Here is a 14,791-nt window from a genome sequence, read left to right on the forward strand (position 1 = left end):
GCCCGGATTGTGGTAGCCCGAAGAATCCTCGCGAAGATAGGCATAAGTTTTCAGCTATTCGTTGTCGTCGCGTTTGTAGGGTGTCTGCAGATATTTGCGGGCTTCGTTGAGCGCGCCTTGCGTATTGTCGTTGGTTTGCAGGGCCTGCCGGTATTCGGGAACGGCGCGTTCGCGCTGGCCGGTGATATCGAAAATTTTTCCGATCTGGATGTGGCTCCAGACTTCAGTCCACTTCGGCTCGTCATCGCCGCGCAGGGCATCGCGATAGGCGTTGATGGATGCCTGATAGTTGCGCATGGTAAAGAGCACTTCGCCGATGCGATAGCTGGCGAGTGAGCTGTTAGGGTTGGCCTTCAGCGCGTTCTGATATTCATCAAGGCCGCCGGTGTTGTCGCCCTGGGCTACGAGTTGCTGGCCGCGCAGAATATGAACGCGTACCTGCATGTCGGGTGAATTGGTCAGAATCCAGTTGTCCGGGTCGATGGTGATGTGGCGGGGACGGCCGAAGGTATCAACGACGAACTGCGAATCCGAGCCGACGACGTCGATGCGGCGGATTTCAGTTTTGCCGTCGGTTTCGATACGCAACTCGACAGGCATGTTGAAGAGATCAAGGTCCTGCTGGATTTCACCGATGGTACGGAAGCCCTTGTTGTTACCGAGGCGGTAGACTGCGTATTTATTGTTGAATAACGGAGCGCCGGTGCCGTCGAGCCATTGCGCGAAGAAGGGCGTGAGTTGCTGCTGCGATTGCGCTTCGGCTACCTTTTCAAAGTCGCTGGTCTTGATGGATTTGTCGGTGAACTGCGAGAGCGTGGCGCGCAGAATCTTCAGGAAGCTGTCGTTTCCGACTTCCCAGCGCAGCATGTGGAAGACGAGAGAGCCTTTTTCCAATGTCATGGATTGGAACTGCGGCGAGAATGGATCGAGCCGTCCGACGCTGGTCAGGGGAATAGTGTCATAGGCGAGCGCACCCGCGGAAACATCCTGAATCGCCGCGTTCAACGCGCTGCGGCCGGCGCTGTCTTCCAGGTACATGAGCTCGCCATAGCGGGACATGCCGTTGGTGATCCAGGCGTCGTTGAGCGAGGCCGGACTGATCTCGCTGCCCCACCATTGATGGGAGATAGTATTGGCGAGCAGTCGCGTATCGTTGACCCTGGTGCCGATGTGCGTTCCGCCAATGGCAGCTATCTCAGGCGCCCACGCTACAGGCATAGTGTCGGTTGGAAGCTCCACGACATTGAGTTGGGTAGACTCGGGAACTCCGAAATTGCTGGTGAAAAAGGCAAATTCGTTGAGCGCGGTATGACCGTAATCCTGCGCGGATTGCTTGTGAGCTTCAGTGGTGTAGACGTGGATGTTCGGTGCGGGGGATAAGACTGAGAATTTCCCAGCGATGATAGTTCCGGGGAAGCCGGATTTTGCCCAGTGGAAATTGTGCTGCTCGCCTGCGGTCCCGTGAGAGATGTTGGTGGGGCCGCTGCCGATCACCTGGTATCCGGAAGGGAGCGTGATATGGATGTCGGCGGCAAAGCGATCCGTCATATAGCCGACCATGGGAAACCAGCGTCCGGCATAGAGCAGGTAGCTGATGGGGTCGCCGACCTGTGCGAGCTTCAGCCCTTCGACCGGGCTGCCGGCATCGCCGTTGAGCATGCCGTCATAGGTAAAGACATACGTGTACTGATGGCCTTTGACGAGCGGAGCCGGAGGGGTGACGATGACGGTCGCGTTGGGACCGCGCTCGCCGGTCAGAGGTTTGCCGGATGTGTCGGCTACTTTTTCGACCTTGAGCGCGCCGTGCAATTCAAAAATCGCCGTATCGGTGTCATTGAGCGCCGTGAAGGTGACCTGCGCTGTCGCGGAAAGCTTGTGATCGGCGGGGCTGAGCTGCGCATTGATGGTGTAACCGGTGATGTCGAGGGTTGGCTTCAGCTGCTGCTGGGCTGGAAGAGTCAATGCAAATCCAAGCAGGATGGCCAAAGCAAAAGCCTGACCCCACCCCTTCGACAGGCTCAGGGCAGGCTCTTTCGCAAAAGCGCGAAAGGATGGGGCACTCAGGTTTTGAGCGCCAAGGTTGGGACACAGAAAGGACATGCCAAGGCAATTCATCATTCGCATCTTCATCGTGCCGGACCCATTAACTCTAATGTGATGCTGGCTACCTGTTCTATTGGACTGGCTGCCGCACGCAGCGAAGCGCCTAGCGCGGCCAGATCGGCCTGCATTTTGCTGCGGACCTTTTCATCATGCAGAAGGTTCTTAAGGTGTGAGAACACATTTGCGGCGGTAAAGTCGCTCTGAATCAGTTCGGGAACGATCTCTCGTCCGGCAATGAGATTGACCATGGCAACATGCGGGACCTTCACTACCCGCTTTGCAACAGAATACGTCAAGCCGGAAACCCGGTAGACCACCATGAAGGGATTGCCGATCAGGGCGGCTTCGACGGTGGCGGTTCCGCTGGCTACCACGCTGGCACGGGCATGATGCAGGGTGGCGCGGGCATCTTTAACAAGGGTAATACGCGGGTCCACTGCCGGGAGCATGGATTGGACGTGAGCGACTTGCTCGGATGTGAGGGTAGGCGCGAACGGCAAAACAAATTCGCAGGGCTCATGCAGTTGGCGGGCGGCTTCAATCATTTCCGGAAGGTTGAGGCGAATCTCCTTGAAGCGGCTGCCGGGGAGCAGACCCACCCATGGTATGGACGGGTCGAGACGGTATTGGTCTGCAAAGTCTTTTCGTGAGATGGAAGGCAGTGGAAGCTCAGCCAAAGGGTGGCCGACAAAGTTGGCCTCCACCTGGTGCTCCCGGTAGAACGCCTCTTCAAAGGGAAAGATGACAAGCATGCGATCCACATAGCGCTGTACGCGGCGGATGCGGTACTTCTTCCACGCCCAGAGCTGCGGGCTGACGAAGTAGATGACCGGGATGCCGAGCTTGTGCAGGGTGCGAGCGAGCGAGAGGTTGACGTCGGGGAAGTCGATGAGGATGGCGGCATCGGGTTTTTCTCTGGCGATGCTGGCTTTGAGCTTGCGGTATTCGCCGTAGATGCGGGGAATGTGGCGAATGATTTCCGTGATGCCCATAACGGCTACGTCTTCGGCGCGCACGATGCGGCGGAAGCCGAGGGCTTCCATGCGCTGGCCTCCCAGCCCGAAGAATTCAGCGTTGGGAGAGAGTTTGCGGATGGCAGGGATGAGCTGGGCTGCGTAGTGTTCTCCGCTGGCCTCGCCAGCGGAGATGAAGATTTTAGGATGAGCCATGCTCGGTTAGTCGGTCCCCATGGCGAGGCTAGGGTTGAGGGACGGTAGCGTTTCTGAGAACTCCTGATCTTTGTACTGGAGCTGATAGAGCTTCCAGTAGAGTCCGCGCTGGGCGAGCAGTTCCTGGTGCGTGCCCATTTCTCGAAGCTGGCCTTTGTGCATAACGAGGATGGTGTCGGCGCGCTGGACGGTAGAGAGGCGGTGCGCGATGACGACCGAGGTGCGGCCTTCGATCATGCGTTCGAGCGCGAGACGGACGCGCATCTCCGTTTCGGTATCAACGCTGGAAGTGGCTTCATCGAGGATAAGGATTCTAGGGTCGTGCGCGAGGGCGCGGGCGAAGTTGATGAGCTGCTTCTGGCCGGTGGAAAGTCCGCTGCCGCGCTCCCGTACCGGCTCGGCGAAACCTTCGGGTAGCGACTGGATGAAATCGCGGACTTTGACTTCATCGGCTGCTTCTTCGAGTCGCGCGTCGGAGATCCAGTCAGAGCCGAGGCGGATGTTGTCGGCGATCGTCCCGCTAAAGAGGAACGGGTCCTGCAGAACGACTCCGAAGCGTCGGCGGAGCTGATTGAGATCGTGTTCGCGCACGTCGACGCCGTCGATGAGGATGCTGCCGTGCTGAATATCGTAAAAGCGCATCATCAGGCTGATGATGGTGGTCTTGCCTGCGCCCGTGTGGCCAACGATGGCGGCAGTCTGGTCGGGTTCGACGGTGAAGGAGACGCCGCGGAGGATCCATTCAATGTCTGGCATCGCTGCCAGCTCGGCTGCGCTAGCTCTTGCGATCTGCGTGAGCTGTGCTTCGTCCAGGCGCTGGTACGTGAACCAGACGTTTTGGAATTCGATGCGCCCTGAGTGATCGCTCTCTTTGGGCTGTGCGGGGGAGACGATCTCCGGCGCTGTGTCGAGAAGCTTGAAAATGCGCTCGCTGGCGGCCATGGCGGCCTGCAGAATGTTGTATTTCTCGCTCAGGTCCTGAATCGGGCGGAAGAAGCGCTGCGCATATTGCATGAAGGCGACGAGCACGCCGATGGTGACGGTGGTGTGCAGCACGCCGTATCCGCCGCGCCAGATGACCAGCGCAATGGCGATGGAGCTGAGGATTTCGACAGCCGGGTAATAGAGCGCATAAGCAAGGATCGCGTCTTTGAATGCGTCCATGTGCTGTTGGTTGACGGCCTTGAATTCCTTGTAGGAGCGGTCCTGTCGGTTGAAGAGCTGTACCACGGTCATGCCGCTGATGTGTTCCTGTGTATAGGAATTAATGCGGGCGATGGCGGAGCGAATGCGGCGGTAGGAATCGCGGACATGCTTGCGGAAGACGCGGGTCACGATCAGAATGAGCGGCAGAACGGCAAACGAGAGCAGCGCCAGCCACCAGTTCATGCGCAGCATAACGAGGACGATACCGGCGAGCACGAAAACGTCTTCAAAGATGGCAAAGACGCCGGAGGTGAACATTTCGTTCAGCGCGTCTACGTCGCTGGTAAGGCGCGTGACCAGGCGTCCGACCGGATTGCGGTCGAAGTAGCCAATATGCATGTGCTGCAGATGACGGAAGATCTCGCTCCGCATGTCGAACATGACCTTCTGGCCAGTCCACTGCATGAGGTAAGTCTGCACGAATTCAAGGAGATAGCTCAGAAGCAGGGAAGCGAGATAGAGCCCGGCGAGCTGGGTAATCCCGGTAAAAGCGTTTGAGCTGAGGTGCCCAGCCAGCCATGACGATTTGGCCGTGTTCTTCGTCATGTAGCGATCGACGGCGACCTTGGTGAGATAAGGACCGAGGACGTCAGCGCTGGCTTTAATCAGAATAGCGACGAGCGAAATAAAAGCGGGCAGCTTGTAGGGATAAAGGTAACGGATGAGGCGGCGCATCAGACGGCCGTCATAAGCCTTGCCGACGACGTCATCCTCATGCTGCTGCGTTTGCTTCGGCTTTTCCTTGTCGGCCATGCGCTCCAGTCTCTATTTTACGGGTTGGCCGAACTCCTGGGCGCGCAGCCGGTAGAGTACATGCCGTCTTAATAGATGACCGAGGGGGAAATTCGGATGATCAAAGCTGTCGTCGGGATTGAAGGTCATGCCGAGTTTTTCCATGACGCGACGGGAACGAAGGTTCTGTTCGGCGGTGAAGGAGACGATTTGGTCTAGTTTTAATGTTTCAAAGGCATGAGCTGCGATAGCTTTTGCGCCTTCGCTGGCGTATCCGTTGCCCCACGCGCGGGCAGCGAGGCGCCAGCCGATTTCGATGCAGGGGGTAAAGTGGGCGGTGAAATTGGGTACGGAAAGGCCGATGAAGCCGATAAAGGAATGGTCCGCCTGCAATTCGACGGCACAGAGGCCGAAGCCGCGTTGCTCGAATCCTGCTTCGATTCTGTCGATGGCCTGATGGCTTTCCTCAACGGTAAAGGGTCGCGGGAAATACTCCATGACCCGCGGATCGGCATTCATGGCGGCGAACGGATTGCGGTCTGAAGGCTGCCAGCGGCGGAGAACGAGTCGTGGGGTGGAGACGATGATGCCGGGAGAAACGTCCACAATGAGAAAATAGAGGATGGAAGCGTCTATGAACAGTCTCGGAAATGCCCTCGGCATATATATTTCGGTGCCATTCTGTCGCTCGAAGTGTACCTACTGTAATTTCGCTTCCGGGGTTTTTCCTTCCAGCTACATGGGGCAATATGTCGACCGGGTGATTGAGGATCTGCGTGCGGCTGCTGCGTGGGATCTGACGATGCCGAGGCTGGTGGATTCGATTTATCTTGGCGGCGGAACACCGAGTCTTCTGCCGCCGGAGCTGCTGAAGGCACTTTTCTCCTCCATTCGAGAGCAGTTTCAGGTTTCGGATGCGGCTGAGATTACAGTCGAATGCGCTCCGGGCCAGCTGGCCGACGACGCGCTGGCCGCGATGCTCGATTGCGGCGTGAACCGGATTAGTTTCGGCGTGCAGTCTTTTATCGATCAGGAAGCCAAGGCTTCAGGACGGCTGCACACGCGGGCGATTGCTCTTGAAGATATACGGCGGGTGCAGCAGGTGGGGGTTCAGCGAATCAATGCCGATCTGATCGCCGGGTTGCCACATCAGACGGCGGCTTCGTGGAGCGAATCGTTGGCGGTGCTGGTGAATTCTGGTGTCGATCACGCCAGCGTGTACATGCTTGAGGTGGACGACGATTCCCGGCTGGGCCGTGAAGTTTTGAATGGCGGCGCGCGGTACTTTGCGCCGGCGATTCCATCCGATGATGCGATTGCGGATATGTATGTCGAAGCAGTGGACGTGCTTGCGCAGCATGGTCTGGAGCAATATGAGATTTCCAACTTCGCTCGCGGCGGAGCGGCATCCCTGCATAACAAAAGGTACTGGCTGCGGAAGCCTTATCTCGGCCTTGGCGTCGACGCGCATTCGATGCTGCATAGTGCGACGGGTGAGCCGGTTCGCTTTGCTGCAACCGATGATCTCGAGAGCTATCTGGCCGCTCCGGGATGGGATGAGCGGCGTATTTTGTCGCTGCAGGAAGAACTCGAAGAGGCCTGGTTTCTTGGTTTGCGACTGTGTGATGGCGTGAGTCTGCGCGAGCTGGAATGCGAATTTGGCATGGATGTAGCTGAGGGCAGTCGTTTGATTGTTAAAGAGTTGATCGGGGACGGATTGTTGGAGATGCGTGGCGATCGGATTTTGCTTACTTCGCGTGGGAGAATGTTGTCCAACAATGTTTTTGAGCGGTTCTTAAGCCTGGGTGAGGTTGTTGTTTAGTTAGTGATCCCACCCTTTCGCCTGCGGCATAAGGCAACAGAGCCGAGCACTACAGCTATTGAGAGTAGTAGTTCCCACCCTTCGCCTGCGGCTCAGGATGGGGCACCCGCGGTTTGCGTCTGGATGTGACAAATCTGTTTATCCGGTCTGAGACAATACTTTTTATGTCTACTGAAACTGAGCGGCGTGATGAAGTTTTTTCTCGGGATCCAACCGGCTTGATTGATCTGCGCAGCGATACTGTGACGCGCCCGACAAAGGCGATGCGTGCCGCGATGGCCGCGGCTGAGGTCGGCGACGATGTATACGGCGAAGACCCAACGGTAAATTTGCTCGAAGCGAGCGCGGCGAAGATATTTGGCCGCGAGGCGGCGCTTTTTGTTCCAACGGGGACGATGGGTAATCAGATTGCGATTCGTCTACACACGCAGCCAGGGCAGGAGATCATCTGCGAATCGCGCGCGCACATTGTGGACTGGGAGATGGCGATGGCCGCAGCTTTTTCAGGCTGCCAGTTTCGCACCGTGGCGGCAGAGCGCGGCATCGTGACCTGGAAGCATATTGAATCTGTGGTGAAACGGCCCAGCATGAACAATGCTGCTACGGGCCTTATCTCTCTCGAAAACTCCCACAACATGGCTGGCGGAACGGTGACGCCGCTTCCGGTCTTCGGGGAAATCTGGAATGGAGCGCGCGAGCTTGGAATTCCACTGCATTTAGACGGCGCGCGAGTCTTCAATGCTTCGGTAGCTTTGAAAGTTCCTGTCGCGGTGCTTACCAGTGGCTTCAACACGGTGATGTTCTGCCTGTCAAAGGGACTCTGCGCGCCGGTTGGCTCTATGGTGGTGGGGAATCGCAAATTGATTGAGCGCGCCCGCATGGTGCGCAAGGCTCTCGGCGGTGGCATGCGTCAGGCAGGCGTGCTGGCAGCTGCCGGGTTGATTGCGCTGGAAGAGATGCCGAAGCGCCTTGTCGAAGACCACGCCAACGCACGTTTTCTCGCCGAGCAGCTGGTCGCATTGCCGCAGGTCACGCTCGATCTTCAGACCGTGCAGACGAACATCGTGATCTTTGGCCTGAAGGATGAGAGCAAAGCAAACGAGCTGGTGGCACGATTGAAGCAGCGCGGTGTTTTATGTGGGACGGTGGGCCGGAATTCGGTGCGCTTTGTGACGCATCACGATGTGGATCGTGCTGCCTGCGAAGTGGCCGCGCGTGTGGCCGCCGAAGAGATTGCAAAGCTCTAGATTTCGCTGGTTTGGAACTTTGTTTCGCTCGGGTTGAGTCCTTGCGCTCTGCTGCTAATTGCCGAAGCGCGTTTGAGAAACCTGTGAGTAGCATTCGAAGTATCTGCATTCTCTGCATTCTTCGCGCGGATGCGCTCAGAATGACCGTTCTTCCATAGTTTCTCGAAACTATCATTTGTGAGCTATTCCACGCGCAATGACTCCATTGGGTCGAGCTTCGACGCACGTGTAGCGGGCATCCAGACCGCGAAGAGCGCCACGAGGCTTAATATCACCGGAACAGTTACAAATACGATGGGGTCATACGGCTTGACTCCGAAGAGGAAGCTGGCGATCAGTCGTGTAAGCGCAAACGCCGCGCCGATGCCGACGACGACGCCGATAATGGTGAGCTGCATTCCTTGCCACACAACTAGGTTGCGGATGCGCGAGCGGTCGGCTCCGAGGGCCATGCGGATGCCCATTTCCTGCGTACGCTGCTGCACGGAATAAGCCATGAGGCCGTAGATGCCGATGGCGGCGAGAACAAGCGCTGAGGCTCCAAAGATGGTGAGCAGCAGCATGTTGAAGTCTTCACGCGCGGTGGAATGAACGACGACTTCATCCATGGAGCGCACGCGGGCGACGGGGAATCCGCCGCTGGCCTGCCGAAGCTGCTCGGTGACGGATGAGATGAACTGGTGCGGATCGGTATGGGTGCGCACGAGCCATACGACGGGACCGATGCTGGCGTTGAGCGCCGTCATACCGTCAGGCACCTGCGCCTGCGGAATGATCATGAGCGGGCGTGGGTCACGGTTGAGGCCGCCGTCGCGAATGTCGCCGACAATGCCGATGATCTGGCGGGCGGGTTCTTCAAACTGAGGGCCGACGCCTTTGCCGATGATGATCTGCTGGCCCACTGGGTCTTCTTTTGGCCAGAATTTTTTCGCCATGGTCTCGTTGATGAGGACGACGCCGGGTGCTCCGGTCGCGTCGCTGTCTTTGAAATCGCGTCCGCGCAGGATGGGAATTTTGAAGACAGCGAAATATCCGGGCGAGGTATTCATCCAGCCTGCTCCGCCGGTGTAAGGATCTTTGCCGAGCGGGCGTCCTACGACGTTGAAGGGCAGGCCGAAGCCACCTTCGAGGGGCAGACAGCAAGTGGATGCCGAGGCTTCGACTCCGGGGATTGCGTTGAGGCGCTCGCGTCCTGCCTGAGCCAGCTGCGCCACTCCGGCGGTCTTCGAGAAGCGGTCGCCCGTAAGCGACATCTGCAATGTGAGCACATTCTGCGAGCTGAAGCCGGGATTCACGCCACGCAGTGCGACAAATGTTCGAATGAGCAATGCCGCGCCGATGAGCAGTACCAGCGCCAGTGAAACTTCGCTGATGACAAGCAATGAGCGTGTCTTGCTCTGGCGGAATCCTGTGCCAGAGCGGTTGCTGCTTTCCTTGAGCGTGGAGTTGAGATCGGGGCGCGATGCTCCGATGGCGGGGAAGAGACCGAAGAGAATTCCGGTAAGCAGTGAGATGCAGAGGGTAAAGAGCAGGACGCGCCAATCAAGACCGACGGAGGCGCCGTCTTCGCCGATGCGGGGAATGTTGCCGGGGCTGAGGAGAAGAAGACCGCGCACGCCGAGGTAGCCGAGGACGAGTCCGAGGACGCCGCCAGTAACGGCAAGCAGAACGCTTTCGGTTAATAACTGGCGCATGATGCGGCCACGGGTTGCGCCCATGGCTGCACGGATAGCAAATTCACGCTTGCGGCCAGTGGCGCGGACGAGCAGCAGGTTAGCGACGTTCGCGCAGGCGATGAGAAGCACAAGGCTGACAGCTCCGAGAAGCACGAAGAGCGAAGAGCGGACGCCACTGACGATCGAGTCACGCAAGGGCTGGACGCCAAAGCCTTCCTTCGGGTCCATGACCCCGTTCGGATAACGACGCCGGAACTGGTCGGCAGCAATTTTAAGCTGAGCGTTGGCTTGAGCCAGCGTTACGCCTGGCTTGAGTCTTCCTGCGGCAAGAAAAAAGTGGCCCTGGTTGGTGCTGTTGGGATCAATCTGGAAAGGCACCCAGATGTCGGATTCGGGGTCGGTGGCGAAAGATTTTCCCAGCACGCCAACAATGGTGTAAGGCTCGTTGCCGAGCGAGATTGCGGTGCCGACGACGTTCGGATTGCCTCCGAAGCGGCGCTGCCAGAGGCCATAACTGAGCACCACCACTTTGCCGCCGTTGGGCGAGTCTTCCTGCGGCGTGAACGTGCGGCCCAGCATAACCGGCGCGCCGAAAAGGCGGAAATAAGCCTCGCTGACGTGGATGCCGTGGACCTGCTCAGGATGATCGCCGGTAAGATTGAAGCCCGGTCCGCCGAAGTCATAGGCGGTGACGTCCTGAAAGACGCTGGTCTGCTGACGCCAGGTGTTGAATTTAGTGGGCGAAGCTGCAGCGCCCTGACCTTCAGGCGATGTCAGCATGAACTGAACGATGCGGTCGGCATCTGGATAGGTGAGGGGCTTGAGCAGGACCGTGTTAACGACGGTAAAGATGGCAGTGTTGGTGCCAATGCCAAGGGCCAGCGCTGCGACGGCTGCGACGGTGAAGCCGGGATTCTTGCTGAGCATGCGCAGCGAGTGCTTAATATCATTCCACAAAGTGCCCACAGGTCTGCTTCCTTTTTGCCCGAGTTTAATTGCTTAGACGGATCAGCGCGCAGCTTTGCTTATGCCGGCTGGAAAATTGTACGTCGGTGGCTTAAGGTTGGTTCCGGTTTTCTTCGCTGGGGCGTGAGATTGCAGAATCCCACCCTTTCGCACAAAACGCGAAAGGATGGGGCACCCATATCTGCGGCTGATCAAGAAGATTGCTTTTGCGGAAGCAGGGCGTCTAGCAGGATGAGGATGCCGCCGCAGACGATGGCGGAATCAGCGACGTTGAAGTCTGGCCAGTGGTAGCTCCAGTGGCCGAAGCGAATGAAGACTTCGAGGAAATCGGTCACGACGCCGAAGCGGATGCGATCCCATACATTGCCGAGTGCGCCGCCGAGAATGAGGGCGAGGGCGATGGTTGTGACGGTGAAGCGCTTGCCGATTTTGAGAATCATGCCGAGGACGATGATTACGGCCATGATGGAGAAAGCTGTCAGTATCCAGCGCGTGCGGCCAGGTGTGGCCGATTCGGAGAAAAGGCTGAAGGCCGCTCCGGGATTGAGCACGTGCGAGATGTAGAAATAGTGCGGGATGACGGGGATGGAATCGCCGTCGGCGATGTGGCGCTCGACGAGGATTTTGGTCCAGCGGTCGAAGGCGATGATGAGCGCGGAGATGATGAGGAGCCAGCCGCGGCGGTCGTGTTGCTTCAATCTAACCTCTTATTCTTCTAATGTTGTCATCCTGAGGAACGTAGCGACGAAGGATCTGTTTCGCTCCGACGAGTGAGAAAAGCAGATCCTTCACTGCGTTCAGGATGACAGCGGGTTTCTATCCTCCAACCGTTTGCCAGGTGCCCCATTCTGAGCCGAAGGCGAAGGGTGGGAAAGCGAGAATTCTGCACATCGAAATATATCCCATCCTTCCCCTTCCTCTTCGTTGCACTCAGAGTCGGGGTCAGGATGGGGCACCCACGGTTTGCTGGTAGCCCATATGCTCGAGAGCGCCAGCACAGCGGCCACAGACTTTTGGCCATGGGCCGTAGGGCTGCACGCGTTGCGGGCCGTTGTCGGCATAGTAGTTCCAGCAGCGCTCACACTTGGTGCCTTCGGCGGGCTCGGGTCTTACTTCGATCTCGCCCTGCTTCTCCGCAACCGACACCTGTGAGACGTTGAAGAGCTCTTTGAGACTGCCTTCCAGACTCTTCAGCAGATCATGGTCAGATGCGGCGGTGAATACTATAATCTTCGCTTCCAAAGCTTTACCGATCTTCCCCGCCTTGCGCTCAGCTTCGAGCGCTTTCAGCACTTCGTCGCGAATCGTAAGCAGCCTGCTCCAGTTCGCAAGCAGGGCTGCATCGCGGTGTGCAACTGCATCAGCATCCGGGAAAGAGGCTGTGTGTACACTTGGCTCACGCTTTTCGTCGGCAGGTAAGTATTGCCAGACCTCATCCGCAGTGAAGCTGAGGATGGGAGCAACGAGGCGCACCAGTGCGTCGGCGATTTTATAGATGACCGTCTGCGCGGAGCGGCGTTCCTTGCTCGTCGGCGCGAAGGTATACATGCGGTCTTTGAGCACGTCGAGGTAGAGCGCGCTCAGGTCAACGATGCAGAACTCGTTGACGGCATGGTAGACGCGGTGGAACTCGAAGGCTTCGTACCAGGCGCTGACTTTCTCAACCAGCTCGCGTGTGCGGGCGAGCATGTATTTGTCGAGCGGCAGCAGTTCTTCGTAGGGCACTTCGTGCTGTGCTGGCTCAAAACCATTCAGGTTGCCGAGCAGGAAGCGGAAGGTGTTGCGCAGTTTGCGATAGTTGTCGGCGACGCGCTGCATCAGGTTTTCGCTGGCGGCTACGTCTTCGCGAAAATCGACGGAGGCAACCCATAGGCGCACGATCTCGGCGCCGAGGCGGTTGGCGATATCGACAGGATCGACGCCGTTGCCGAGCGACTTCGACATGGCGCGGCCCTGTTCGTCGAGGGTCCATCCAGCGGTGCCGACCATGGTGTAAGGAGCCTTGTGATCTGTGCCGACGCCAACAGATGTGAGCAGGGAAGTGTGGAACCAGCCGCGGTATTGGTCTCCGCCCTCGAAATAGAGATTGGCGGGCGGAGCGATCTCCGTTTCGACTTCCATAACGGCGTGCCAGCTTGCGCCGGAGTCGAACCAGACATCAAGGATGTCCATTTCCTTGCGGAAGTCTGTGCCGCTGCAGTTTGCACACTTCGTTCCGGCGGGTAGAAGCTGCTCGGGCTCTTGTGTATGCCAGACGGCGATGCCGTCTTTTTCAAAACGTTCGACGAGGCTCTTGTTGATCGCTGCGTCGTTGAGCGGGGTATGGCACTGGTTGCAGAGGAAGACCGCAATCGGCACGCCCCAGATGCGCTGGCGCGAGATACACCAGTCGGGGCGGCTTTCGATCATGTTGGCGATGCGGTCTTCGCCCCATGCCGGGTCCCACTTGATGTCGTTGCGGATTGCATCGAGCGCAAGCTGGCGGAAAGTCGTATCGCCCATCCGCTTGTCGATCTCGATGAACCATTGCTCGGTGGCGCGGAAGATCACCGGATTGTGGCAGCGCCAGCAATGCGGATAGGAGTGATAAATGTCGCTGCGGCCCATGAGGACGCCGCGCTTCTCTAATAATTCGATAATTGGGGCGTTGGCTTTGAAGACGGTCAGGCCGTCGTATTCGGGCAGCCCATTGCGCAGGCGTCCCGCGTTGTCGACATTGCAGGTCTGGTCGAGGCCGTACTTTGCGCCGGTGTAGAAGTCGTCGGCTCCATGCGCAGGTGCGGTATGGACAGCGCCGGTACCTTGCTCAGTAGTGACGTAGTCGGCGAGTACGCCGAGGATGCTGCGGTCGAGAAATGGATGCTGGAAGGTGGCGCGTTCGAGCTTCGCTCCCTTGAAGCGGGCGACTTCGACGGCGTCCTGCAGCTTGCAGGCTTCGCGCACGGAGGCTGCGAGTGCGTCGGCGACAATATACGTCTGGCCGTCCTGTTCAAGCGCGACGTATTCTAGTTCCGGATGAAAAGCGACAGCCAGCGATGCGGGCAGCGTCCAGGGAGTCGTCGTCCAGATGATGGTCGATACATTTTTTTCGGCGAGCGCGGCATCGATGGCGGCGGCGTCGCTGGTCTTCGAATCCCCGGCGAGGGCGTACTTCACGTAGATGCTGGGGCTGGTGTGCATCTCGTACTCGATCTCAGCATCGGCGAGAGCGGTGCGGTCATGGATGCACCAGTAGACCGGCTTCAATCCCTTGTAAACAAACTCCTGCTCGAAGAAGCGGTAGAAGATTTCGAGGGTTTTGGCCTCGTACTCCTTCGACATGGTGACGTAGGGCTGTTCCCAGCGACCGAAGACGCCGAGGCGAACAAACTGGCTGGTCTGCAGGTCAATATATTTTTGCGCGTAGGCGCGGCAGGCGGCCAGGAATTCAACAGACGACATCTCCAGCTTCCTGCGGCCGAACTGCTCGTCTACCTTGATCTCGATGGGAAGACCGTGGCAGTCGAAGCCGGGGACGTAAGGGGCGTCAAATCCCGCCATCGTCTTCGATTTGACGATGAAATCCTTAAGACACTTATTGAGCGCGTGGCCCAGATGGATCGGCCCGTTCGCATAAGGAGGACCATCGTGCAGCAGGTATCGAGGCGAACCTTTGCGGACGTCGCGAATCTGCTCATAAAGCTTCGTTTCTGCCCACTTTTTGAGCCGTAAAGGCTCGTTTTGCGGCAAATTTGCCTTCATTGGGAAGTCGGTCTGGGGCAGGGTAAGGGTCGCCTTCAGCGGCGTCGTCCCCGGCTCGCCTGCGATGGGCGTGCTGGGGGGTAATTCCGGCGTGGACATCGGTTCTCCCATAAAAAAGATTCGAGAATG

The 14,791-nt window shown here is 58.1% G+C and carries 9 protein-coding genes; 2 read left to right on the forward strand and 7 right to left on the reverse strand.

Features of this window, described 5'->3' with window-relative positions:
* Positions 1-54 precede the first annotated feature (54 nt).
* From GSQ86_RS12850 to GSQ86_RS12865, 4 genes are read right to left on the reverse strand one after another with little or no spacing between them, the layout of a single operon-like run.
* Positions 55-2,118 (reverse strand): M1 family aminopeptidase, encoded by a 2,064-nt coding sequence (locus GSQ86_RS12850; protein WP_254062349.1) that lies wholly within the window; start codon positions 2,116-2,118, stop codon positions 55-57.
* Positions 2,119-2,126: 8 nt separating this feature from the next.
* Positions 2,127-3,272: a lipid-A-disaccharide synthase gene (lpxB, locus tag GSQ86_RS12855; RefSeq protein WP_158750342.1), complete on the reverse strand. Its 1,146-nt coding sequence runs from the start codon at positions 3,270-3,272 to the stop codon at positions 2,127-2,129.
* Positions 3,273-3,278: 6 nt separating this feature from the next.
* Complete coding sequence (locus tag GSQ86_RS12860) at positions 3,279-5,231, reverse strand: ABC transporter ATP-binding protein (protein ID WP_158750343.1); 1,953 nt, start codon at positions 5,229-5,231, stop codon at positions 3,279-3,281.
* A 12-nt stretch (positions 5,232-5,243) separates the two neighbouring features.
* Positions 5,244-5,873 (reverse strand): GNAT family N-acetyltransferase, encoded by a 630-nt coding sequence (locus tag GSQ86_RS12865; RefSeq protein WP_158750344.1) that lies wholly within the window; start codon positions 5,871-5,873, stop codon positions 5,244-5,246.
* Between GSQ86_RS12865 and hemW the strand changes: the two genes are divergently transcribed.
* Both hemW and GSQ86_RS12875 read left to right on the forward strand, forming a co-directional pair.
* Positions 5,845-7,032: a radical SAM family heme chaperone HemW gene (gene hemW / locus GSQ86_RS12870; protein WP_158750345.1), complete on the forward strand. Its 1,188-nt coding sequence runs from the start codon at positions 5,845-5,847 to the stop codon at positions 7,030-7,032. The genes GSQ86_RS12865 and hemW overlap by 29 nt on opposite strands.
* A 164-nt stretch (positions 7,033-7,196) precedes the next feature.
* Positions 7,197-8,279, forward strand: a complete 1,083-nt coding sequence (locus tag GSQ86_RS12875) for a low specificity L-threonine aldolase (RefSeq protein WP_158750346.1) — start codon at positions 7,197-7,199, stop codon at positions 8,277-8,279.
* Between the two features lie 182 nt (positions 8,280-8,461).
* On the opposite strand, the gene GSQ86_RS12880 is transcribed toward GSQ86_RS12875, so the two are convergent.
* The 3 genes from GSQ86_RS12880 to ileS form a co-directional block, all read right to left on the reverse strand.
* The gene (locus tag GSQ86_RS12880) at positions 8,462-10,921 is read right to left on the reverse strand and encodes an ABC transporter permease (protein WP_254062350.1); all 2,460 of its coding nucleotides are present in this window, start codon (positions 10,919-10,921) and stop codon (positions 8,462-8,464) included.
* Between the two features lie 191 nt (positions 10,922-11,112).
* Entirely contained in the window at positions 11,113-11,619 is a 507-nt protein-coding gene (gene lspA / locus GSQ86_RS12885) for a signal peptidase II (protein WP_158750347.1), read from the reverse strand.
* A gap of 244 nt (positions 11,620-11,863) precedes the next feature.
* Entirely contained in the window at positions 11,864-14,761 is a 2,898-nt protein-coding gene (gene ileS / locus GSQ86_RS12890; protein ID WP_158750348.1) for an isoleucine--tRNA ligase, read from the reverse strand.
* Positions 14,762-14,791: the final 30 nt, after the last annotated feature.

Origin of the sequence: Acidobacterium sp. S8 (assembly GCF_009765985.1) — a bacterium.
Lineage (GTDB): Bacteria > Acidobacteriota > Terriglobia > Terriglobales > Acidobacteriaceae > Alloacidobacterium.